The following is a 21,910-nucleotide window of genomic DNA, read 5'->3' as shown; positions in this document are numbered from 1 at the left end:
GCAGCGTAATCGGCCATGCATGCGTCGCCGACGGCTCATCCATGGCCGATTACGGCGTTCCGCCTAATCCGCCCTACGAAAACAGAAAACACCGGTGTTGTCACTCGCCCTTGGGGTTGCGCACCCAGATCGACAGCCGCCCGCCGCTCTTGCTTTCGAAGTCCTGCACCTGCTGGATCATGCGGGCGTCGAGCGTGTGGTCGGCCGTCAGCAGCATCAGGCCGTCGCGGCTGACCAGGTCGCGCGCCAGCACCATGCCGGGCAACAATTCGCCCGACAGCACCTCGACCCCGGCCAGGCCGGCGCCGGGGCCGGCGCCGCCGTCGATGACCTGGCGGAACGCCGCCACCACGTTCGGATCGTAGCGCTTGCCGCTGGCGTCGAGGATCAGCGACTTGGCCTCGTCCGGGCGCAGGTGGCGCTGCACCATGCCGCCCTGCTGCAGGTTGTAGTAGTCGACCGCCAGCGACAGGATGCGGGCGCCGAGCGGAATGGCCAGCCCGGCCAGGCCGTCGGGGAAGCCGTTGCCGTCGAAGCGTTCGAGCTGGGCGCGCAGGATGGCGGCGCTGCCGCGCAGCTCCTCGAGCGGCATCAGCAGCTCGGCGGCGCGGATCGGATGCTTGCGGAACAGGCCCAGCGCGTCGCCGGTCAGCATCGTCAGCGGCGTCGACAGCATGTCGTCGCTAAAGCCGATCTTGCCGATGTCGTGCAGCAGCGCGGCGATGAACACGTCCTGGCTTTCCTTGGCGTCGAGCTCGAGGCGCACGCACAGCTGGCGCGCCAGGTCGGCCACCTGGCGCGCGTGGCCGGGCCGGTTGTGCGCGCGCAGCTCGATCATGGTCGAGAAAATCTTGATGGTGGTGACGAAATTGGTCTTGAGCTTGTTGTTGGCCGCCACCGTCGCCTCGTGCTCGACCTTGAGCAGTTTGGTGCGCGCCTCGACCTTGGCCTCGAGGCTCTGGTTGAGCAGCTTGAGCTCCTCGTTCTGGCGCAGCGCCAGCGCCTCGAGGCGCTGCTTGTCGAGCTCGAGCTGGCGGCGCTCGAGCGCGTGGCGCACCAGCAACAGCATGTCGCTGTCCTCCCACGGCTTGGTGATGTAGCGGTAGATCTCGCCGCAGTTGATGGCGTCCTGGATCGACTGGATGTCGGAGTAGCCGGTCAGCAGGATGCGCAACGTGTCGGGCCAGCGTTCGCGCACCTGCGCCAGGAAGCGCGCGCCGTCCATCTCCGGCATGCGCATGTCGGAGATGACCAGGTCGACCGCCTCCTTTTCCAGCACCTGCAGGCCCAGCGCGCCGCCCTCGGCGGTGAGCACGCGGTAGCCGTTGGCGCGGAACAGGCGCCGCAGCGACGACAGGATGTTGGGCTCGTCGTCGACGCACAGCACGGTGGCCGGCGCCGGCGGGGCGTTGGGCGACAGCGACGGCGTCGACGGGGAAAGCGGCGCTTGATTCATGGGGTGGGGTCCTCGGTGGCGGCCGTCTGGCTGATCGGCAGCCGCACGCGGAAGCGGGTGCCCTGGCCGAGCGCGGTGTCGACGTCGATGCTGCCGTTGTGTTTTTGCACGATGCCGTAGGCCAGCGACAGGCCCAGGCCGGTGCCCTTGCCGATCGCCTTGGTCGTGAAGAAGGGGTCGAAGATGCGCGAGACGGTGTCCGGCGCGATGCCGCTGCCGTTGTCGCCGACTTCCAGCCAGACGTGCTCGCCGTCGCGGCCGGTGCGCACGGTGATGCGCCCGCGCGCGTCGCCGATCGCGTGGGCGGCGTTGACGATCAGGTTCATCACCACCTGGTTGATTTGCAGCGGCAGGCACTGGATGTCCGGGATGTCGCCGTATTCCTTGATGACGTCGGCCTTGTATTTGACCTCGTTGCTGACGATGTTGAGGGTCGAGTCGATGCCGCGGTGCAGGTCGGCCCAGACCCATTCCTGGTTGGCGTCCACGCGCGAGAAATCCTTCAGGTCCTGGACGATGTGGCGCACCCGCACGATGCCTTCGCCCGATTCGGCCATCAGGGTCGGGATGTCCTGGCGCAGGAAGTCGAGGTCGATGCGCTCGCGCATCGCGCGCAAGGCGGCCGCGTCCGGCGCCGACAGCGACGGCTCGGCGCGCTGGTAGGCGTCGAGCATGCCGAACAGCTGGTCCAGATAGTTTTGCAGCGTGCGGAAATTGGAAAAGATGTAGCCGATCGGGTTGTTGATCTCGTGCGCCACGCCGGCCGCCAGCTGGCCGATCGAGGCCAGCTTGTCGGCCTGCAGCAACTGCTGCTGGGCGCGCGACAGTTGCTGGTTCAGTTCGGTCAACTCGAGGTTGCTGCGGCGCAGCTCGGCCTCGGCCAGCAGGCGCTGGGCGATGTCCTCCTGCAGCTTGGCGTTCATCTCGGCCAGCTGGCCGGTGCGCTTCTCGACCACGTGCTCGAGGTTGTCGTGGGCGCGCCGCAGCGCGTTCTCGGCCACGCGCCGCTCGGTGACGTCGCGCAGGGTCTCGATGGCGCCGACCACCCGGCCCTGGCCGTCGCGCAGCGGGGCGGCGGTGAAATGCAGCCAGTGGCCGCTGGCGCCGATGTTGGGGAAGAATTCCTCGACCTCGTAGGCGCCCGGGATCAGCGGCGAGCGCTTGCACTTGCCCGGATAGTAGTGCTCCAGCTCGCGCTCGAGTTCGGGCGACGGGCCGCCCATGATCAAGTCCGCCAGCAGCGGCCGCGGCCGGGCGTACAGCGCCTGCCAGTGGTTGGCGGTGCCGATCATGTCGGCCCGGGACCAGCCCAGCAGCTGCTCGCAGGCGTGGTTCCAGTGGGTGATCACGTGGTGGGTGTCGATGGCGAAGGTGGCCACCGGATGGCCGTCGAAAAACGCCGACAGCGCGATGTCGCCGCCGTCGTCGGCCAGCAGGGACGTGGTCGCGTGGCTCATGGGGTCAGGGTCTGGCACATGTCGTGGTACAGCTGCTCGGCCTCGGCGAACGCGCCCGCCCAGGCGCCGTCGTCCAGGTCCAGCGCGCCCCACACCTCGAGCGACAGCGGCGGCACCTGGTCGTCCTCCTGGCCCGACATGTCGAGCGCGTGGGCCAGGATGTTGGCCAGGTAGATCACCGTGGTCAGGGTCGGCGCCGGGCGGGCAGGGCTGCGGGCGCCCGCCCCGGTGCCCGGTCGTGCGGCCGCCTCCTCGGCCAGGTGGTGGCCGGCCACGGCCGCCTGGATTTGTTGCGGGAATTTCCAGTGCGCCGTCAGCGCGCTGCCGACGGCGGCGTGGTCGATGCCGAACACGGCCAGTTGGGCGGCCGAGGTCACGCAGTCGTGTTCGCGCCGGTAGGCCAGCACCCGCCGGTAGTCGGCCGGAAAGCGCGTGCACAGCACCAGGGTGCCGAGGTCGTGCAGCAGGCCGGCGGTGAAGGCGGTGTCCGGGTTGACGCCGCAGCGCGGCGCCAGCACGCGGGCGCACACGGCGCTGCCGATGGCGTGGCGCCAGAACGCCTGGAAGTCGAACTCGACGTCCTTGACGGGGGCGAAGCTGGCCGTCACCGAGCACGCCGTCACCAGCGTGCGGATGCTGTGGAAGCCGAGCACCGAGATGGCCTGCTGGATCGTGGTGACCTTCGACTGCAGGCCGTAGAACGACGAGTTGGCCAGGCGCAGCGTCTTGGCCGTGAGCGCCTGGTCGAGCGCGATCTTGGCCGCCAGCACGTGGGTGTCGATGTCCTCCTGCTCCATCGTCGCCAGCAGTTCGGCCACCACCGCCGGCAGCGACGGCAGGTCGCGCACGCATTTGATGATGTCGTCGGCCGCGATCACGCCGGGTCCCGTTCGCGGTAGGCGCGCAGCACGCGCAGCAGCGCGGCGCCGCCGGCGTCGTCGGCGCTGTGGCGGAACAGCCGCTCCAGCCGTTGCACGCGGCGCTCGCGCTCGCGCGCCAGTTGCGCCGGGTCGACCTCGGCGGCCTCGTCGGCGGCCCACACCACGCAGCGCTGCACGCCGCGCCGGCGCAGCGACGCCAGCATGGCGTCGGTCAGCGCGGCGTCCTGCGGCAGCAGCACGCCGCCGTGGGCGTCGAGCAGGGCGCTGGCCAGCACCATGCCGGCGGCGGCCTGCTCGAGGTCGATCTCGGCCGACTTGGCGCCGGCGTTCATGGCGCCTCCCCGGTCAGGCTCAGCGTGATCAGGCTGCCGCGCGAGGCCGAGCTCTCGCCCATCGGATAGACCACCACCGCGTAGCGCCGGCCGTCGATGTCGGCCAGGTGGCGGCTGGGACTGGCGTGGCGCGGCGGTTCGCCGGCCACCGGGCCGCTGGCCGGCGGCGCGAACAGTTGCGGCAGCACGCTGCTGGCCTCGTTGCCCAGCAGCGCGCCGCTGTGGCGGAACAAGCCCTCGGCGGCGCCGTTGATGAAGGCGATCATGCCGGCGTCGTCCATGCCGATCACCGGCAGCGGCAGGTGCTGCAGCAACTCGCGCGCCACGCTCAGGCTGACCTCGTCGCGGCGGATCTGCCGCTGCTTTTCCAGCAGCAATTCCTCCAGCTGGCGGTTGGCGGCGGCCAGCTCGCGGTTGGCGCTGCGCACCTCCAGGTTCAGGCGCTGGTTGTCGTCGGCGATCTCCTTGAGGCGGAAGGCCTCGGCCACGTGGCCGCGCAGCAGTTCGTCGTCCCACGGCTTGGTGAGGAACTTGTAGATCGCGCCCTCGTTGACGGCGTCGGTGACCGACTGCAGTTCGGTGTAGCCCGACAGCATGATGCGGATCGTCTCCGGGTACTGCTGCTTGGCCTTGCGCAGGAAGTCGGCCCCCAGCATGCCGGGCATGCGCTGGTCGGAGATGATGACGTCGACCGGTTGCCGGGCCAGCAGCTCGAGGCCCTGCTGGCCGTCGTTGGCGGTGTGGATCTCGTACTGGTCGGCGCGCAGCAGGCGCTTGAGCGCGGAGACGATGTTCGGTTCGTCGTCGACCAGCAGCAGGCGCCGCCGCGGCTTGTGCATGCGCCGCAGGTGCGGCGCCAGCGCGCGGCCGCCGGCCAGCAGATGGCCGACCTCGTCGGCGGCGAGCGGCGGCGAGAAGAAGTAGCCCTGGATCAGGTCGCACATATTGCGGCGCAGGAAATCGCACTGGGCCTCGGTCTCGACGCCCTCGGCCACCACCTTCATGCCCAGATGGTGCGCCATCGCGATCAGGGTCTTGCACATGGCCGCGTCGTGGCCGCTGGTGACGACGTCGCGGATGAAGTGGGCGTCGATCTTGAGCGCGTCGAACGGATAGCGTTTCAGGTTGCTCAGCGAGGCGTAGCCGGTGCCGAAGTCGTCCAGGGTCAGGCTCAGCCCCGAGGCCTTGAAGCCGGCCAGGCGCGCGTCGCACTCGGCGCCGGCCTGGGTCAGCGCGCTCTCGGTCACCTCCAGGGTCAGCATGTCGGGCGCGATGCCGCACTCCTTGAGCATGGCCGCCACGCTGGCGCCGCAGGCCGGATCGCGGAACTGGCTGGGGGCGACGTTGATCGCCACCTTCAGCTGTTCCAGGCCGGCCGCGTGCCACGCGCGCAGGTCGCGGCAGGCGCGCGCCAGCACCCATTCGTCGATGGCGCCGGCCAGGCCGGCGGCGTCGGCCAGCGCCAGGAATTCGCGCGCAGCCAGCAAGCCGTGGAGCGGATGGCGCCAGCGCACCAGCGCCTCCAGGCTGGCCACGGCGCCGGTTTGCAGATCGACCAGCGGCTGGTACAGCAGCACCAGCTCGTCCGACGTCAGCGCCCGCCGCAGGCCGGCGCCGAGGTCGGCGTCGTCGCCGCCGGGCGGCGACGCCAGCTTCGGCGCGGGCGCGGCGACGCTGGCGTCGGCGTCGGCGGCCGGCGCGGAAAGAGGCCGCGGAGAAGGGGCGGTAATCATCGGCGTTCCTATTGAAATGCAAGCGAATGGCTGCAAAATTACTCTGCCGTTACGGGGTCGATTATACGTCTTGGCCACGTTTAGTTGTCACTCGGTATGAAGGCGTTGCACGCAGGGCACATTCGGCCGGCGCGCCGCCTGGCATGCGGCGACAGTGCGTAAGCGCACGGAAACGCGCGCCGTCCCGGGGCATATTGCGCACATCGGGCTTCGGTCGAAACCAGGGAGAACAGCATGAGCAATATTATTGCGGGGCATTTCCAGTTGCAGGACGAAATCGCGGACGCGCGCATCGCGCTGCTGCGCGCCGGCTTCGCGGCCGATCGCATCAGCGCGTTCTACGTCAACCCGCCGGGGCAGCACGATATGTACGAGCTCGGCGGCGACCATGACAAATCGCCCGGCGCCAAGGAGACCGACGAGGGCGTGGTGCAGGGCGGCGCCACCGGCGCGGTGGCCGGGGCGGTGGCCGGCAGCGCGGCGATTCCCGTGGCAGGCCCGCTGGGGCCGGTGGTGGGCGCGCTGGTCGGCGCGCACGTCGGTTCGCTGTTTAGTTTTTCCAAGATGAAGGACGCCGGCGAGGCCGAGGAGGGCAGCGCCGAGAACCTGCGGGCGCCGCGCAAGTCGGGCATGATGATCGCCGTCGAGGTGGCCGACAGCGGCCAGGAGCAGCGCGCGCTCGACGTGTTGCGCGGCCTCGGCGCCCGGGATGTCGAGCGCGCCGAGGGCCACATCAGCGCCGGCGACTGGCGCGATTTCAATCCGAATTCGCGGCCCGTGCCGGCCTGAGCGGCAGGCGTCGCCGGGCCGGCGGTGTTGTTGCGCGGCCGGAATTGTGCGGGCGCGGGCGCGAATTCCGGCGTGATCGTTGCTACAATCGACTGCAACGCCGGACCGCCGTGTCCGCGTTCGCATGGGGAGGCGGCGATGACACAGGCTTGGCTAGAGCTCACGCGCGCGGACGGCCGCGCGGTGGCGGCGCCGTCCGAGGCGCAGTTGGCGGCCGCGCTGGCCGAGGTGTATGGCGGCCAGGCGGCCGGGCCCGATGGCGGTCCCGCCAGCGCGGTGCTGCGCTTCGGCTATGACGATGGCTTGATGTACGAGCTGGAGGTCGCCGGCGGCGGCGCGGTGCGCTTTGCCGAATGGTCGGACCGCGACCGCGAGATCGCGCTGGCCGATCCGCGCACGATGAAAGCGCTGCCGCAGGCGGCCGCACTGCAGCTGTGGCGCCTGATGGTGCGGCGCCAGGTGGCGCAGATCCGCGGCCAGCCGTGGCTCGATGAGTGAGGCGCCGCGATCAACGATGGGCGTCAGCGGCGGCGCTGCTCCATCCGCGTTTGGCAAAGGATGCACAGGCGCGCCTCCGGCCGGGCGTCGAGCCGCGAGAAGCCGATTTCCTCCCCGCAGTTTTCACACAGCCCGTAGCTGAGGTCGTCGAACTTGGCCAGCGCCTGCCTGACCATCGACAATTGTTTGCTGGTGTGGGCCGCCGTCTCGTGCACCAGGGCGTTGAGGGTGCGCTGGCTGGCGTTGTCGGCCGGCGAGGCCTCGGCCTCGTGCGGCGGCGGCAGGCGCACGTCGGTGTCGCGGTCCAGATCGTCCGCGAGTTGGCTGAGCAAGGCATTGCGGGCCCGCTCCAGCCGCGCCCGCAAGGCTTGCCATTGTTGTTCTTCCAGTCCGTTCATGCCGCGCGCTCCTTACGTCTTGGACCGGTGCGCGGGTGGTTTTGTTCGATCCGATGGCGGGCGCCAGCGCCTACTTGGCGTCCATCGCCTCCAGGTGGTGCTTGAGGTTTTCGTACGGCGCGGCCAGGCGGTCCGGTTTGCCGGCGGCGATCGCCGCCGCCAGCGACAGCAGCTCGCCGGTCAGCTGGATCAAATCCTTGACGTGTTCGATCTTGCGGATCTTGTCCTGCGCGTGCGCGGTCACGTCCAGCAGCTGTTGCTGCGCGCCGCCCAGGCCGCTCGCGGCCAGCACCGCCGCCTCCAGGTACAGGCCGTTGGCGCGTTGGCGCAGCGCCACCTCGTTTTCGAACAGCGCCTGCGCCACCGGCTGGGCGATGGCCGGCGGCTTCTGGCGGAGCGCGCTCATCAGGCGGGTGTGCAGCGCGTCGGCGCTGGCGGACAGGCTGTCGGCCAGCGCTTCGATGTCCTTCTGGGTGGAATTGGTTGTCATCACGGCTCCTGGTTGGGCTTAGTGTTGCGGGATCTGCTCGAGCAGCGCGCGGTGGCTCTGTTCGATCGCCGCCAGGTTGTTCCGCGCCTGGGTCTGGCGCAGGCCGATCAGGCGGTACTCGGCGGTTTTGTTTTGCTGCTGGCTCTTGGCCAGCGCCGTCAGCAACCGGTCGCGCTTGGGATCGAGGAAGGGGATCTCCGACTCGAGCATGCCGATGACGATGCGCTCCTCGTTGTCGCTGGACTTGTCGTACAGGCGCAGCAGCGTGCCCATGGCGTCGAGCAATTGTTGCATCGGTTGCTCGGCCTCGCGCAGTACCTGGTTGACGGCGCGCTCCTGGGCCGGCGCCGCGATGGCGCGCGCCAGCAGGCGCGTCAGGTTGGCGAAGGCGTTGACGTGGCGTTCCTCGATGCCGGAGTCGGGCCAGGCCTTGATGCCGCCGCTGACGGTCTTGATCTGATCGCGCAGATCGTACTCCTGGTCGCCGGCCAGCACGCCGAGCGTCTGCATATAGGCTTGCACGCCGTATTGCAGCTTGACGAAATCGTCGCACGCCTGCCTGCGCCGGGCGTCGAGCTCGGCTTCGCGGGCGTCGGCGTCGGCGCTCAGGAACGGCTGTTCGCGCTGGTAGGTTGTGCGGTAGCGCTCGGTCAGTTCATGGTAGGCGTTGAGCTTGGGCGCTTGCGCGGCGAAGGCGCGCACCTCGGCCATGCGCGGCGTGCTGCTGGCGCAACCGCCGAGCAGGGCCAGCAATCCGAGTAACAGGAAAAGACGCGGCAGTTTCATGGGTGCTCCTCAAGGGGTTTGGACTATTGTTGCGCCGGGTATTGGCGGCTGTCTTGCGAATGCACAGCTTACGGTGTCAGCGCGCGCCGCCAGTCGAGGCCGGCGATGGTGTCGCCGGCGGGGAGGTACTCGCAGCCGAGCCAGCCGGTGTAGCCGAGCGCGTCGATCAGCGCGAACAGGTGGCGGTAATTGATCTCGCCGGTGCCCGGCTCGTGGCGGCCGGGGGTGTCGGCGATCTGCATATGTTTGATCATCGGCAGGTTGGCGCGGATAGTGTTGCTCAGTTCGCCTTCCATGCGCTGCATGTGATAGATGTCGTATTGCAAAAACAGATTCGGACGATCGGCCTCGGCGATGATCTCGAGCGCCTGGGCGCTGCGGCTGAGGAAATAGCCGGGCATGTCGAAATGGTTGATCGGCTCGATCAGCAGGTCGATGCCGCGCGGGCGGGCCAGGTCGGCGGCGTAGCGCAGGTTATCGACATAGGTGGCGTGCGCGGCGTCGCGGGGCAGGGTGGCGGGCGGCTTGCCGGCCATGCAATGCAGCAGGCCGACGCCGAGCGCCGCGGCGTAATCGAGCGCGGCCGGCACGCCGGCGCGGAACTCGTCGGCGCGGGCCGGATCGCAGGCCATGCCGCGGTCGCCGGCGTCCCAATCGCCGGGGGGCAGGTTGAACAGCACCAACTGCAGCTGATGACGCCGCAAGCGTTCGGCGATCTCGCCGCTCTGGTAGGCGTACGGAAACAGGAATTCGACGGCATCGAAGCCGGCCTCGCGCGCCAGCGCAAACCGGTCGAGGAAGGGGACCTCGGTGAACATCATCGACAGGTTGGCGGCGAAGCGGGGCATGGACGGTCCGGATAGCGTTAGCAATCCGATATCGTAATCGATATTTGCCCGCCCACACAAAAAACCTTTCCCACCGAGGGGGTCAAGTCTAACATTCCAACACGGCCTCATCCACCGAGGGGGGGCAAGTCTAACATTCCAACACGGCCTCATCAGCAGCACGGTCCAGCACGTGTACGAATGTTAGACTTGACCCCCAAAAAAAAGCCGCTCAACTTGCATTGAACGGCTTTGCATTGGACGCTGGCTTATCGGCCGCGACCGCCCGAGCGGTGCGGCGCCGCGCCGCGCGGGGCGCTGGTGCCGGTGCGCGGACCGCCACCGTTGCCGCCGCTGCCCGGCGCGCGTGGCTTGCCGCCGCCACCACCGCCGCCGCCGGTCTTGGCGCGGCCCTGGCCGCCACCGCCGCCGCTACGGCCCCCGCCACCGCCGTTGCGATGGCCGGCGCCGCCGCTGCGCAGTTGCACCGGCTGCGCGCGCGCGTTCGGGTCCGGCTCGAAGCCGGGGATCACTTCGCGCGGCAGGGTTTGCTTGATGAGCTTTTCGATGTCCTTCAGCATGTCGTGCTCGTCCACGCACACCAGCGACACCGCCTCGCCCGTGGCGCCGGCGCGGCCGGTGCGGCCGATGCGGTGCACATAGTCTTCCGGAATGTTCGGCAGGTCGTAGTTAACCACGTGCGGCAGCTGGTCGATGTCGATGCCGCGCGCGGCGATGTCGGTCGCCACCAGCACTTGCAGCTTGTTGTCCTTGAACTCGGACAGCGCCTTGGTGCGCGCCGATTGGCTCTTGTTGCCGTGGATCGCCATGGCGCCGATGCCGTCGCCGCCCAGTTGCTCGACCAGCTTGTTGGCGCCGTGCTTGGTGCGCGTAAACACCAGCACCTGCGACCAGTTGTTCGATTTGATCAGGTGCGCCAGCATCGGGTGCTTCTTGTCGCGGTCGACCGGGTGGATCTTTTGCGCGATCACTTCCACCGTCGAGTTGCGGCGCGCCACTTCGATCGTCGCCGGCTTGTTCAGCAGGCCGTCGGCCAGCGCCTTGATCTCGTCCGAGAAGGTGGCCGAGAACAGCAGGTTCTGGCGCTTCGGCGGCAGCGCCGCCAGCACTTTCTTGATGTCGCGGATGAAGCCCATGTCGAGCATGCGGTCGGCCTCGTCCAGGATCAGGATTTCCACCTGCGACAGGTTGACGGTGCGCTGTTCCATGTGGTCGAGCAGGCGGCCCGGCGTGGCCACCAGGATGTCGACCCCGTGCTTGAGCTGCTTGATCTGCGGGTTGATGCCGACGCCGCCGAAGATCACGGTCGAGTTCAGCTTGGTGTACTTGCCGTAGGTGCGCACGCTTTCCTCGACCTGCGCCGCCAGTTCGCGCGTCGGGGTCAGGATCAGGGCGCGGATCGGGCGCTGGCTGGTGTTGCTGGTCTGCGCCGCGCCGTTGGCGTCGGTCGACAGGCGTTGCAGCAGCGGGAGGGTGAAGCCGGCGGTCTTGCCGGTGCCGGTTTGCGCGCCCGCCAGCAAATCGCCGCCGTTCAGTACCGCGGGGATCGCCTGCAGTTGGATCGGGGTCGGCGTGGTGTAACCGGTTTCGGTGACAGCACGGACAATAGCGTCGGACAAACCGAGGGAGGTAAATGACATGGTAACTTTATATGAAGATCGGCCTGTCGCCTCTTGGGCGCCAGTCGCAGGCAATCGGATTTTTGGATTGCGGCGCAAAGGACTGGTCAGATGCCGCAGCTAGCAGTATAACAGCTATGTCCGCTTGAAGTTTCAAATGGGAAATGAAAAAGGGCGCCGAAGCCCCCTTTTTTTGTAACAGTTTGTCCCGCGCGCCCCGTTATGGGGCGCAAATCACGCGAACGGCGTCAGCAGGCCGACCATCTGGCCGAAGATCTTCGGGCTGGCGGCGATGATGTCGCCCTTGTACAGGTAGTCCGACTCGCCGTTGAACTCGCCGACGATGCCGCCCGACTCGGTCACCATCAGCGAGCCGGCGGCGATGTCCCACGGCTTCAAGCCTTTTTCGTAGAAGCCGTCGAGGCGGCCGGCGGCCACGTAGGCCAGGTCCAGCGCGGCGCTGCCCGGACGGCGCACGCCGTGCGAGCGTTCGGCCATGATGCCGTACATTTTGAGGTATTCGTCGAGCGCCTTGGCGTTGCCGGCCTGGTAGCCGGTCGAGAGCAGGGCGTTGGCGATGCGGTCGAGCTTGGTGACGCGGATGCGCTTGTCGTTCAGGTAGGCGCCGGCGCCCTTGGTGGCGGTGAACAGGTCGTTGCGCACCGGGTCGTAGATGACGCCCTGGGTGATCACGCCGCGCTGCGACAGCGCGATCGAGATGCAGTATTGCGGGAAGCCGTGCATGAAGTTGGTGGTGCCGTCGAGCGGATCGATGATCCACGTGTATTCCGTCTCGTCGTTGGCGTTCTTGGACGGGCCCGATTCCTCGGCCAGGAAGGCGTGGTCGGGATAGGCTTTGGACAGCACCTCGATGATCGCCTGTTCGGCGGCCTGGTCGACGTCGGTGACGAAATCCTTGTGGTTTTTCTCGGTCACGATGACGCGGTCGAGGTCGAACGAGGCGCGGTTGATGACGGCGGCGGCGCGGCGGGCGGCTTTGATCGCCGTGTTGAGCATTGGGTGCATGTTAAGCTTTTCCGTTAAAAGAACGCTAACGCCCACCGGCGGTCGGGGCCGCGGCGGCGCGTCAGGGAACAAGAGTGAATTAAAGAGCGGAGCGGCGCCGACAGGGTAAAATCCGGGTTCGCGGGCAGGCTGTTGGCCGGGCCGCAAGGTTGAAGTTATTGTATCGATACCGCGCAATAGCGCTATTTTAAATGAACCTGCCCGAAATCAACACCAATCTTTTCACGCGGCTGCGATTTATTCTGGTCGAAACCAGCCGGGCCGGCAATATCGGCGCCGCCGCGCGCGCCATGAAAACCATGGGCTACAGCGACCTGGTGCTGGTCGCGCCCCGTTTCGACAACGCCGCGCAAGACCCGGAGGCGGTCGCCTTCGCCAGCGGCGCGCAGGATATCCTGGCCGGCGCGCGGGTGGTCGGCAGCATGGCCGAGGCGCTCGACGGCATCAACTTCGCCGCCGCCGTGTCGGCGCGGTTGCGCGAATTTTCGCCGCCGGTGCTGACGCCGCGCCAGCTGGCGACGCAGCTGGTGGCGCAGCCGGCACTGCACGCGGCGCTGATCTTCGGCAACGAGCGCTTCGGCCTGCCGAACGAGCTGGTCGAAAAATGCAATGTGCTCATCAACATCCCGGCCAATCCCGAGTACTCGTCGCTGAACCTGTCGCAGGCGGCGCAGGTGCTGGCCTACGAATGCCGGATGGCGGTGCTCGACGGCGCCGGCGTCACCCACACGCCGCGCCAGCCGGCCGGCGACGCCAACGACATCGGCTTCCACGGCGAGGCGGCCAGCCTGGCGCAGATCGAGGGCATGTACCAGCATCTGGAGCAGGCGCTGGTGGAGATCGGGTTTCTGGATGCCGGCAACCCGCGCAAACTGATGCCAAGGCTCAAGCGGCTGTTCGCCCGCGCGCAGCTGGAGAAGGAAGAGGTCAACATCCTGCGCGGCATCGCGCGCCACATGACCGGCAAGCAAAAAAACCACGGGGACACGTAGGGCGGATTAGCGCAGCGTAATCGGCCATTGCGTGCGTCGCGACGGCGCTCAAAACGGCAACAATATCAAAGGGTGGGGGACACATGCCTTCAAGCCGCAGATCTTTCCTCAAGCTGGGCGTGGCCGGCGCGATCGTGCTCGCCGCCGGCGGCGCCGTCTACCGCCTGGCCTACGCGCCGACGCCGGCCCAACGCTTTGTGCCCGACGCCGCCGCCGCAACCCTGCTCGCGGCGCTGATCCCATCCATGCTGGGACCAGTGCTGCCCACCGACCCCGCCGCCCGCGCCAGCGCGATCGAGCAGGCCGTCGGCCAGGTCGGCACCGCCATCGCCGGCTTGCCGCTGGCCTCGCAAAAACAGGTGCGCGACCTGTTCGGCATGCTGTCGCTGGCGCCGGTGCGGCGCCTGCTGGCGGGCGTGGCGGGCGGCTGGGAGCGGGCCGCCCCGGCCGACGTCGACGCCTTCCTGCAACGCTGGCGCCGGCACCGCCTGCGCACGCCGCAAACCGCCTACCACGCGCTGCACGACCTGATCATCGGCGCCTGGTACGCGCAGCCCGCCAACTGGGCGGCGATCGGCTACCCGGGTCCGATCAAGGAGCTCGCATGAGCACCACCAACATCCCCATCGCCAGCGGCAAGGGCCCGATCCCCGACCCGATCCAGGCCGGGCTGGCCGCCGGCTGGCAGGTGACCGACTGCGCGCGGCTGGACCACGACCTGGCGCTGGAGGCGGACGTGGTCATCGTCGGCAGCGGCGCCGGCGGCGGCGTGACGGCCGAGATCCTGGCGCGCGCCGGCCTGCGCGTGCTGATCGTCGAGGAGGGCGCGCTGAAGTCGTCGAGCGACTTCAAGATGCGCGAGGCCGACGCCTATCCGGCGCTGTACCAGGAGTCGGCAGCGCGCAAGACGCGCGACAAGGGCATCAACATCCTGCAGGGGCGCACCGTCGGCGGCAGCACCACGGTCAACTGGACCAGCAGCTTCCGCACGCCGCCCGCCACGCTGGCGTACTGGAACCAGCACTACGCGCTGGCCGGGTACACGCCGGAGACGATGGCGCCGTGGTTCGGCATGATGGAGCGCCGCCTCAACATCGCCGAATGGGCGCCGCCGCCGAACCAGAACAACGACGTGCTGCGGCGCGGCGCGGCCAGCCTGGGCATCGCGACCGGCATCATCCGCCGCAACGTCAACGGTTGCTGGAACCTCGGCTACTGCGGCATGGGCTGCCCGACCAACGCCAAGCAGTCGATGCTGGTGACGACGATACCGGCGGCGCTGGAAATGGGCGCGACCCTGCTCACGCGCGCGCGCGCCGAACGGCTGGTGATCAAGGGCGACAAGGTGGCGCGGCTCGAATGCGTGGCGCTGGACGCCGCCGGCCTGGCGCCGACCGGGCGCCGTATCACGCTGCAAGCGATGCATTTCGTGCTGTCCGGCGGCGCCATCAACACGCCGGCGCTGCTGCTGCGCTCCGTCGCGCCCGATCCGCACGGCTTGCTGGGCAAGCGCACCTTCCTGCATCCGACCCTGGTCTCGGCGGCCATCTTCGGCCAACGGGTGGACGCCTATGCCGGCGCGCCGCAGTCGGTCTACTCGGACCATTTCCTGCATGTCGACACCATCGACGGCGCCATCGGCTACAAGCTCGAGGCGCCGCCGCTGCATCCGGTGCTGATGGCGACCACGATGGCCGGCTTCGGCGCCCGGCACGCGCGCATGATGGCGCAATTCCCGCACGCGCAGGCGCTGCTGGCGCTGCTGCGCGACGGCTTCCACGCCGACGCGCCGGGCGGCAGCGTGGCGCTGGCCGACGACGGCGCGGCGCTGCTCGACTATCCGATCGGCGACTACCTGTGGGACGGCGCGCGGCGCGCCTTGCTGAGCATGGCGGAGATCCAGTTCGCGGCCGGCGCCAAAACGGTGATGCCGGTGCACGAGGCGGCGGACGAATACACCAGCTGGGCGCAGGCGCGGGCGGCGATCGCCGCGCTGCCTTTCAAGCTGCTCGCCACGCGCGTGGTGTCGGCGCACGTGATGGGCGGTTGCGCGATGGCGGGCGACGAGCGGCTGGGCGTGACCGACGACGAAGGCCGCTACCGCGGGCTGCGCAATGTGTCGGTGCACGACGGTTCGCTGTTCCCGACGTCGATCGGCGCCAATCCGCAGCTATCGGTATACGGCGTGGCGGCGCGCCTGGCCAGCGCCCTGGCGTCGCGCCTGCGCGCAACGTAAAAATGACGCACGAACAATCACGCGCAAACAATGACGCGCAAACACGCAAACAATGACGCGCAAACACGTAGGGCGGATTAGCGCAGCGTAATCCGCCATGCCCGCGTGACCGCCGGCCCCCCCAATCGCCAGGGCCGTCACCGATCCGACTAGTGTTCCGTTCGCTTGACCCCCTGCCGCCGCCCGCGCCGCGGAGTATGATGAGACATGATCAAACGATTGCTCATCCTGCTGCTGGCGATACAGATCGGCGCGCTGCTGGCGCTGGCGTACGCCTTGTACCGTTGGTGGCATCCTGCATGGCGCGCCGCGTCCGGCGCGCCCTGGCCCGCGCTGGCCTGCCTGGCCGTCGCGGCGCTGGCCGTGCTGCTGGTGCGGCTGCTCATCAACGCCAATAACTTCCGCCTGAGCCGGCGCGGGCGCGGCGCCACGCCGGCCGCCCACGCGCTCGATCGGCGCGGCGCGGCCAGGCTGTTCGCGCATGAATTTTTCTCCTCGATGCTGACGTCCTCCTACTACATGCTGCGACCGCTGGGCATGCGGCTGCAGCCGCGCGCGCGCGGCCTGCCGGTGCTGCTGATCCACGGCTACGCCTGCAACAGCGGCTACTGGCTTCCGATGAGCAAGCTGCTGGCGCGCGCCGGCATCAGCCACTACGGCGTCGACCTCGAGCCGCCCGGCGCGCCGATCGACGACTTCGTGCCGCAGGTCCACGCGGCCGTCGAGCGCCTGTGCGAGGCCACTGGCAGCACGCAAGTGATCGTGCTGGCGCACAGCATGGGCGGGCTGGTGGCGCGCGCGTATCTGCGCCGCCACGGCGCGGCGCGCATCGCCCGCGTGATCACGCTGGGCACGCCGCATCACGGCACCGCCTTGGCCGGCTTCGGTCCTGGAAGTAACGCCGTGCAAATGCGGCGCGACAGCGAATGGCTGGCGTCGCTGGCGGCCACTGAGGCTTATTTGCAACGCCAATTATTCTCGTCGATTTATTCTGTCCACGACAACATCGTCGCGCCCCAGGAATCGAGCGATTTGCCCGGCGCGCGCAACCTGGTGTTCGGCGCGGTCGGCCATGTCGCGCTGGGCCGGCACCCGGAAATCATGCGCTGCGCGCTGGCGGAAATCAAAACCGCAACACCTGTGTGATTTTGTGTGATTTTTTGCGTGATTTGTTGCTGTATGGTTACTCGTATGAAGTACAGTAAACAAGGTGCAACGATGGCGATAGACTTCGGAACCCTGATCCTCGACGAGACCCCCGACGCGGTGGTCGTCACCCGTCTCGATGGCGAAGTGGTGTACTGGACCAACGGCGCGCGCACGGTGTTCGGCTACAGCAGCGCGGAGGCGGTCGGCCGCACCTTGGCCGATCTGATCGAGTTGCCAGGGCGGGACGATGGCGGCGCGGTGACGCGCCAGACGCTCGACGCCGGCGCGGCCAGCTACGAGTCGGTGCGCCGCGCCAAGGACGGCGCGCTGGTGTACATCGACAGCACCAGCAAGCTGCTGCGCGACGCCGCCGGCGCGCCCGAGTATATTTTGTGGAGCAAGAAGGACGTCACCGCGCTCAAGGTGGTGCGCGACGCCAAGCTGGTCGAGGCGCGCTTCGACGGCATCCTCGAGTTGATGCCGGACGCGATCATCATCGCCAACGCCAGCGGCCGCGTGGTGCTAGCCACGCGCCGGGCCGAGGAGATGTTCGGCTACGCGCACGGGGCGTTGCGCGGCGCGCTGCTCGAGACGCTGATGCCGGCGCGCTTCCGCCAGGTCCACCAGGCGCACCGGGCCGACTATGGCGCGCGGCCGTCGCCGCGGCCGATGGGCAGCGGGCGCGACTTGTACGGCCTGCGCAGCGACGGCGCCGAGTTCCCCGTCGAGATCAGCCTGAGCCCGGTCGCGACGGACGAGGGCACCTTGTTCATGAGCGCGATCCGCGACGTCAGCGAGCGCCGCCGCATCGAGCTGGCGCTGCAGGAAAAGAATGTCGAGCTGGCCAAGGCGGTGGCGGCCAAGGACCGCTTCCTCGGTGGCATGTCGCACGAGCTCAGGACGCCGCTGAACGCGATCATCGGTTTTACCGGTACCATGTTGATGAAGTTGCCTGGGCCCATCAATTCGGAGCAGGCCAAGCAGTTGCGGACGGTGCAAAGCAGCGCGCGCCACCTGCTGTCGCTGATCAACGACCTGCTCGATCTGACCCGGATCGAGTCGGGCAAGGTCGAGCTCGAGCTGGTGCCGCTGCAGTGCCGGCCCGTCATCGACGAGGTGCTGGCGCTGTCGCAGCCGCAGGCGCGCAACAAGGGGCTGGAGCTGGTGCTGGTCGATTCCGACCATGAATTGACGGTCAAGTCCGACCGCCGCGCGCTGCAGCAGATTTTAATGAACCTGGTCGACAACGCGATCAAGTTCACCGACAGCGGCGCGGTGCGGGTGCGGCTGGAGGCGGCCACGGTGGGCGCCCGCGATTGCGTCACGATCAACATCAGCGACAACGGCGCCGACGCCGGTCAGGGCGGTCGGCACCAGGCGGTATCGCGTTTGCAAGCCAGTTCGATGCGCCAGTTCGAGGGCACGGGACTGGGGCTGCATTTGAGCCAGAAATTGGCGGCCCTGTTGCATGGGGAAATTTTGTTTGACAGCGAGTATGGCGTCGGCAGTATTTTTACACTGGCGCTGCCGCTGGAGTCATGACAAGGGGGTCAAAGGTGTCGGCACGAATACTGATAATTGAGGACAACGCCACCAACATGGAGTTGATGGTCTATCTGCTGCGCGCGTTCGGCTACGCGCCGCTGTCGGCCGCCGACGGCGAGGCCGGCGTGGCCGCCGCGCTGCGCGAGCTGCCCGACCTGATCATCTGCGACGTCCACCTGCCCAAGCTCGACGGCTACGGCGTGGTGGCCGCGCTCAAGGGCGACGAGCGGGTGCGCCACATCCCGACCCTGGCGGTGACGGCGCTGGCGATGGTGGGCGACCGCGAGCGCCTGCTCGAGGCCGGCTTCGACGGCTACATCGGCAAACCGATCGAGCCGGACACCTTCGTGACGCAAATCGAGTCTTTTTTAGGCGGGGAGATGTCGACCCCGCCTAAAAACGACATCGCCACGATCCTGATCGTGGATGACCACGTGCTCAACCGCGAGTTCCTGATGACCCTGCTCGGCTACGGCGGCCACCGCCTGCTGGAGGCCTCCAACGGCGCCGAGGGCCTCAAAATGGTGCTGGCCGAGCGGCCCGACCTGGTGATCTCCGACATCCTGATGCCCAACATGGACGGCTACGAGTTCGTCACCCGCATGCACGGCAATCCGGAGACGGCCGACGTGCCGGTGATCTTCTACACCGCCACCTACCGCGAGCGCGAGGCGATGGCCGTGGCGCAGTCGTGCGGCGTGCGCTGGGTGCTGCCCAAGCCGTCCGATCCGGACGTGATCCTGCGCACCGTGCACGAGGCGCTGGGGCTGGCCGTGGCCGGCGAGGGCGACGGCGAGGCCGACCTGCCGGCCTTCGCGCCCGAGCCGCCGCAGGAGGGGCGCTTCCACAACATCGACGACAAGGTGGCCGAGTACCTGGGCGAGCTCGAATCGAGCAGCCAGCTGATCTCGCGCTTCGCCCACGGCGCGGCCGAGGCCGACGAGGGCGCGCCCGAGCACCTGTCGCTGATGACGCAGCGGCTGTCGAGTTCCCTGTCGAGCCTCCAGGCGGTGAGCCTGCGGCTGACCGCGTTGATCGAGCTGGGCATCGAGCTGGGCACCGAGCGCGACCCGCGCTCGCTGGTGGAGATCGGCTGCCGCGTGGCGCAGAACATCTGCGTGTCCAAGTACGCCTGCATCGGCGTGCTCGAGACCGGCGCGACCGAGCTCAGTTACTACGCCAGCTGCGGCGCCGGCGTGCCGATCCGCCAGATCGCCCAGTCGCCGCGCGCCGGCGTGCTGCGCGGCCTGCTCGACCAGCGCCTGCCGTGCCGCATCAACGACCTCGACGGCGATCCGGCGACGATCGGCCTGCCGGCCGGCCATCCGCCGGTGCACTCGTTCCTGGGCGTGCCGATCGCCTCGCGCGAGCGCACCCACGGCTGGCTGTACCTGGTCGACAAGCTCGGCGCCGACGGCTTCTCCGAGGTCGACGAGCGCGTCGCCGCCACGGTGGCCGCGCAGATCTCGGTGGCCTACGAAAACCTGCTGCTGTACGAGGAGATCAAGCGCCACCACGCGCAGCTGACCTCGGACATGAATGCCCGCATCCGCCTCGACGAGGACCTGCGCCGCTTCCGCCTGGCGATGGACGCCACCGCCGACGCCATCTTCCTGGTCGACCGCGCCGGCATGTGCTTCGTCGACGTCAACGCCACCGCCTGCCGCATGCTCGGCTACGAGCGCGAGGACTTCCTCAAGATCGGCCCGGGCGTGGCGGCCGAGGGCGACCTGCGCAAGCTCGAGGAGCTGTACGAGAAACTGCTGGCGGGCGACCAGAGCGGCGCCATGACCGAGCTGCTGCTGCAATGCCGCGACGGCCGGCCGCTGGCGGTCGAGGTGCAGCGGCGCACCTTGCGCTCGGGGCCGAGCTGGATCCTGGTGGCGGTGGCGCGCGACATCACCGAGCGCAAGGAGGCCGAGCAGCGGCTGTTGAAACTGGCGCACTTCGACACCCTGACCGGCCTGCCCAACCGCAGCCAGTTCTACGACTCGCTGATGCACTCGCTGCGCCAGGCCAGCGAGCACAAATGGTCGCTGGCGGTGCTGTTCCTCGACGTCGACCGCTTCAAGAACGTCAACGACACCTTGGGCCACACCATCGGCGACGAGCTGCTGCGCCAGTTCTCCAGCCGGCTGGTCGACTGCCTGCGGGTGCGCGACACCATCGGCCGCTTCGGCGGCGACGAGTTCGCCGCGATCCTGATGCTGCCCGAGGGCGCGCAGAACGCCATCGCCGTGGTCGACAAGATCCGCGACTCGATGCGCCGGCCGTTCGACCTCAAGGGGCACGAGGTGACGGTCACGGCCAGCATCGGCATCGCCGTGTTCCCCGACGACGGCAACGACCCCGACACCTTGATCCAGTACGCCGACACGGCCATGTACCGCGCCAAGGAGGCCGGGCGCGACGCCTTCCGCTTCTTCACCGCCGAGATGAACGCGCAATCGCTGGCGCGGCTGGACCTGGAGAACGCGCTGCGGCGCGCCATCGACAACCACGAGTTCGTGCTGCACTTCCAGCCCAAGGTGCACATCGGCAACGGGCGCATCAGCGGCGCCGAGGTGCTGATCCGCTGGCGGCGGCCCGGCCACGGCATGGTCTCGCCGGCGCTGTTCATCCCCATCCTCGAGGAGACCGGCCTGATCGTGCGGGTCGGCTCGTGGGTGATCCACGAGGCCTGCCGCAAGATCGCCGACTGGCGCCGCAACCACGGCTGGGCGGTGCACCTGTCGGTCAACGTCTCGGGCATCCAGTTCTTCGTCGGCGGACTGGAGGAGGAGGTGCTGCGCGCCATCAAGGAGCACGGCATCGCCCCCGAGCTGCTGGAGCTGGAGCTGACCGAGAGCTCGCTGATGTCGAACGCGGAAGAGACCATCACCGTGCTGCAAAACCTCAAGGCGCTGGGCATCAAGATCTCGATCGACGACTTCGGCACCGGCTACTCGTCGCTGGCGTACCTGAAGCGCTTCCCGATCGACAAGCTCAAGATCGACATCGCCTTCGTGCGCGAGGTCACCAGCAACCCGGACGACGCCGCCATCGTGCTGGCCATCATCAACATGGCGCACAGCCTCAAGCTCGAGGTCATCGCCGAGGGCGTGGAGAAGGACGCCCAGCTGTCCTACCTGCGCCGGCACGGCTGCGACGAGATGCAGGGCTATTTCTTCAGTCGGCCGCTGCCCGAGGAGGAGTTCGAAGCGATGATGGGCGAGGGGCGCCAGTTGCAGGCGCCGGTGGACGAGGCGGTGCTCGAGCAGCAAACCCTGCTCATCGTCGACGACGACGCCTTCATGCTCGACGTGCTGACCGACTTCCTGTCGCAGGACGGCTACCGCATCCTGACGGCGCAGACGGCGGCCGAGGGCTTCGACATCCTGGCCAAGCACCGGGTGCAGGTGATCCTGTGCGACCAGTGCATGCCGTTGATGAGCGGCACCGAGTTCATGGAGCGGGTCAAGAACCTGTGCCCGGACACCTTCCGCATCATGCTGTCGGCCTACGCCGACCTGACGCCGATCATGGCCGCCATCAACCACGGCGCCATCGACCGCTTCTACACCAAGCCGTGGAAGGGCGCGGTGCTACGCGAGAACATCCGCGAAGGCTTCCGCCTGCACGCGCGCGCGCACGGCCCGCTGCGCATCGCCGACGCGGTCCAGGCCTCCGCCTGAC

19 protein-coding genes are annotated in these 21,910 nt (G+C 68.4%); 8 read left to right on the top strand and 11 right to left on the bottom strand.

The features are described from left to right. Positions 1-100: 100 nt before the first annotated feature. Genes JOD97_RS16060 through JOD97_RS16040 form a run of 5 tightly spaced genes read right to left on the bottom strand, consistent with a single transcriptional unit; the run spans position 101 to position 5,859 of the window. Positions 101-1,456, bottom strand: coding sequence for an HD domain-containing phosphohydrolase (locus tag JOD97_RS16060; protein WP_209719666.1), 1,356 nt, complete (start codon positions 1,454-1,456; stop codon positions 101-103). Then, a complete protein-coding gene (locus JOD97_RS16055; protein WP_209719664.1) occupies positions 1,453-2,913 on the bottom strand; it encodes an ATP-binding protein in 1,461 nt (486 codons plus the stop codon). The genes JOD97_RS16060 and JOD97_RS16055 overlap by 4 nt, the downstream gene beginning before the upstream one ends. After that, positions 2,910-3,788: an HDOD domain-containing protein gene (locus tag JOD97_RS16050; RefSeq protein ID WP_209720482.1), complete on the bottom strand. Its 879-nt coding sequence runs from the start codon at positions 3,786-3,788 to the stop codon at positions 2,910-2,912. The genes JOD97_RS16055 and JOD97_RS16050 overlap by 4 nt, the downstream gene beginning before the upstream one ends. Continuing rightward, the gene (locus JOD97_RS16045) at positions 3,788-4,126 is read right to left on the bottom strand and encodes a hypothetical protein (RefSeq protein WP_209719661.1); all 339 of its coding nucleotides are present in this window, start codon (positions 4,124-4,126) and stop codon (positions 3,788-3,790) included. The genes JOD97_RS16050 and JOD97_RS16045 overlap by 1 nt, the downstream gene beginning before the upstream one ends. Continuing rightward, positions 4,123-5,859: an EAL domain-containing protein gene (locus tag JOD97_RS16040; protein ID WP_209719658.1), complete on the bottom strand. Its 1,737-nt coding sequence runs from the start codon at positions 5,857-5,859 to the stop codon at positions 4,123-4,125. The genes JOD97_RS16045 and JOD97_RS16040 overlap by 4 nt, the downstream gene beginning before the upstream one ends. A 234-nt stretch (positions 5,860-6,093) precedes the next feature. Here JOD97_RS16040 and JOD97_RS16035 point away from each other — a divergent pair, with 234 nt between their 5' ends. Together JOD97_RS16035 and JOD97_RS16030 are read left to right on the top strand one after the other, a co-directional pair. After that, positions 6,094-6,648 carry a hypothetical protein gene (locus JOD97_RS16035; protein WP_209719655.1) on the top strand — a complete coding sequence of 185 codons (555 nt, stop codon included), beginning with the start codon at positions 6,094-6,096 and terminating at the stop codon, positions 6,646-6,648. A 138-nt stretch (positions 6,649-6,786) separates the two neighbouring features. Further along, complete coding sequence (locus JOD97_RS16030) at positions 6,787-7,146, top strand: hypothetical protein (protein ID WP_209719652.1); 360 nt, start codon at positions 6,787-6,789, stop codon at positions 7,144-7,146. Positions 7,147-7,169: 23 nt separating this feature from the next. Here the strand turns inward: JOD97_RS16030 and JOD97_RS16025 are convergent, their stop codons facing one another. The 6 genes from JOD97_RS16025 to JOD97_RS16000 all read right to left on the bottom strand — a co-directional run bounded on the left by JOD97_RS16025 (position 7,170) and on the right by JOD97_RS16000 (position 12,304). Next, entirely contained in the window at positions 7,170-7,544 is a 375-nt protein-coding gene (locus JOD97_RS16025; RefSeq protein ID WP_209719650.1) for a TraR/DksA family transcriptional regulator, read from the bottom strand. Between the two features lie 70 nt (positions 7,545-7,614). Next, complete coding sequence (locus tag JOD97_RS16020) at positions 7,615-8,034, bottom strand: hypothetical protein (RefSeq protein WP_209719647.1); 420 nt, start codon at positions 8,032-8,034, stop codon at positions 7,615-7,617. An 18-nt stretch (positions 8,035-8,052) separates the two neighbouring features. Further along, positions 8,053-8,820, bottom strand: coding sequence for a hypothetical protein (locus JOD97_RS16015; RefSeq protein WP_209719644.1), 768 nt, complete (start codon positions 8,818-8,820; stop codon positions 8,053-8,055). A 68-nt stretch (positions 8,821-8,888) separates the two neighbouring features. After that, the gene (otnI, locus tag JOD97_RS16010; protein WP_209719641.1) at positions 8,889-9,668 is read right to left on the bottom strand and encodes a 2-oxo-tetronate isomerase; all 780 of its coding nucleotides are present in this window, start codon (positions 9,666-9,668) and stop codon (positions 8,889-8,891) included. A 248-nt stretch (positions 9,669-9,916) separates the two neighbouring features. Next, entirely contained in the window at positions 9,917-11,308 is a 1,392-nt protein-coding gene (locus tag JOD97_RS16005) for a DEAD/DEAH box helicase (RefSeq protein ID WP_209719638.1), read from the bottom strand. A 213-nt stretch (positions 11,309-11,521) separates the two neighbouring features. Next, complete coding sequence (locus JOD97_RS16000; RefSeq protein ID WP_090320397.1) at positions 11,522-12,304, bottom strand: inositol monophosphatase family protein; 783 nt, start codon at positions 12,302-12,304, stop codon at positions 11,522-11,524. A 200-nt stretch (positions 12,305-12,504) separates the two neighbouring features. Between JOD97_RS16000 and JOD97_RS15995 the strand changes: the two genes are divergently transcribed. From JOD97_RS15995 to JOD97_RS15970, 6 genes are all read left to right on the top strand, one after another. Next, positions 12,505-13,305 carry an RNA methyltransferase gene (locus JOD97_RS15995; protein ID WP_209719635.1) on the top strand — a complete coding sequence of 267 codons (801 nt, stop codon included), beginning with the start codon at positions 12,505-12,507 and terminating at the stop codon, positions 13,303-13,305. An 83-nt stretch (positions 13,306-13,388) separates the two neighbouring features. Next, complete coding sequence (locus tag JOD97_RS15990; RefSeq protein WP_209719632.1) at positions 13,389-13,913, top strand: hypothetical protein; 525 nt, start codon at positions 13,389-13,391, stop codon at positions 13,911-13,913. Then, positions 13,910-15,541 carry a GMC family oxidoreductase gene (locus JOD97_RS15985; RefSeq protein WP_209719629.1) on the top strand — a complete coding sequence of 544 codons (1,632 nt, stop codon included), beginning with the start codon at positions 13,910-13,912 and terminating at the stop codon, positions 15,539-15,541. The genes JOD97_RS15990 and JOD97_RS15985 overlap by 4 nt, the downstream gene beginning before the upstream one ends. A gap of 207 nt (positions 15,542-15,748) precedes the next feature. Beyond that, entirely contained in the window at positions 15,749-16,687 is a 939-nt protein-coding gene (locus tag JOD97_RS15980) for a triacylglycerol lipase (protein WP_209719626.1), read from the top strand. Positions 16,688-16,759: 72 nt separating this feature from the next. Continuing rightward, positions 16,760-18,232 (top strand): PAS domain S-box protein, encoded by a 1,473-nt coding sequence (locus JOD97_RS15975; protein ID WP_209719622.1) that lies wholly within the window; start codon positions 16,760-16,762, stop codon positions 18,230-18,232. Positions 18,233-18,246: 14 nt separating this feature from the next. Beyond that, positions 18,247-21,909: an EAL domain-containing protein gene (locus JOD97_RS15970; RefSeq protein ID WP_209719619.1), complete on the top strand. Its 3,663-nt coding sequence runs from the start codon at positions 18,247-18,249 to the stop codon at positions 21,907-21,909. Position 21,910 lies beyond the last annotated feature (1 nt).

The organism is Duganella sp. 1411 (assembly GCF_017833525.1).
In the GTDB taxonomy this organism is placed as follows: Bacteria; Pseudomonadota; Gammaproteobacteria; order Burkholderiales; family Burkholderiaceae_D; genus Rugamonas.
The sequence above is the reverse complement of the archived record's forward strand: the minus strand, read 5'-3'. Positions and strand labels throughout refer to the sequence as shown.

Bases quoted from the DNA above. Each gene is read 5' to 3' on its own strand.
- otnI (WP_209719641.1), bottom strand. From the start codon at position 9,668: ATGCCCCGCTTCGCCGCCAACCTGTCGATGATGTTCACCGAGGTCCCC.
- JOD97_RS15995 (WP_209719635.1), top strand. From the start codon at position 12,505: ATGAACCTGCCCGAAATCAACACCAATCTTTTCACGCGGCTGCGATTT.
- JOD97_RS15975 (WP_209719622.1), top strand. From the start codon at position 16,760: ATGGCGATAGACTTCGGAACCCTGATCCTCGACGAGACCCCCGACGCG.
- JOD97_RS16040 (WP_209719658.1), bottom strand. From the start codon at position 5,859: ATGATTACCGCCCCTTCTCCGCGGCCTCTTTCCGCGCCGGCCGCCGAC.
- JOD97_RS16015 (WP_209719644.1), bottom strand. From the start codon at position 8,820: ATGAAACTGCCGCGTCTTTTCCTGTTACTCGGATTGCTGGCCCTGCTC.
- JOD97_RS15990 (WP_209719632.1), top strand. From the start codon at position 13,389: ATGCCTTCAAGCCGCAGATCTTTCCTCAAGCTGGGCGTGGCCGGCGCG.
- JOD97_RS16030 (WP_209719652.1), top strand. From the start codon at position 6,787: ATGACACAGGCTTGGCTAGAGCTCACGCGCGCGGACGGCCGCGCGGTG.
- JOD97_RS15985 (WP_209719629.1), top strand. From the start codon at position 13,910: ATGAGCACCACCAACATCCCCATCGCCAGCGGCAAGGGCCCGATCCCC.
- JOD97_RS16005 (WP_209719638.1), bottom strand. From the start codon at position 11,308: ATGTCATTTACCTCCCTCGGTTTGTCCGACGCTATTGTCCGTGCTGTC.
- JOD97_RS16020 (WP_209719647.1), bottom strand. From the start codon at position 8,034: ATGACAACCAATTCCACCCAGAAGGACATCGAAGCGCTGGCCGACAGC.
- JOD97_RS15980 (WP_209719626.1), top strand. From the start codon at position 15,749: ATGATCAAACGATTGCTCATCCTGCTGCTGGCGATACAGATCGGCGCG.
- JOD97_RS16055 (WP_209719664.1), bottom strand. From the start codon at position 2,913: ATGAGCCACGCGACCACGTCCCTGCTGGCCGACGACGGCGGCGACATC.
- JOD97_RS16060 (WP_209719666.1), bottom strand. From the start codon at position 1,456: ATGAATCAAGCGCCGCTTTCCCCGTCGACGCCGTCGCTGTCGCCCAAC.
- JOD97_RS16045 (WP_209719661.1), bottom strand. From the start codon at position 4,126: ATGAACGCCGGCGCCAAGTCGGCCGAGATCGACCTCGAGCAGGCCGCC.
- JOD97_RS16025 (WP_209719650.1), bottom strand. From the start codon at position 7,544: ATGAACGGACTGGAAGAACAACAATGGCAAGCCTTGCGGGCGCGGCTG.
- JOD97_RS16000 (WP_090320397.1), bottom strand. From the start codon at position 12,304: ATGCTCAACACGGCGATCAAAGCCGCCCGCCGCGCCGCCGCCGTCATC.
- JOD97_RS16035 (WP_209719655.1), top strand. From the start codon at position 6,094: ATGAGCAATATTATTGCGGGGCATTTCCAGTTGCAGGACGAAATCGCG.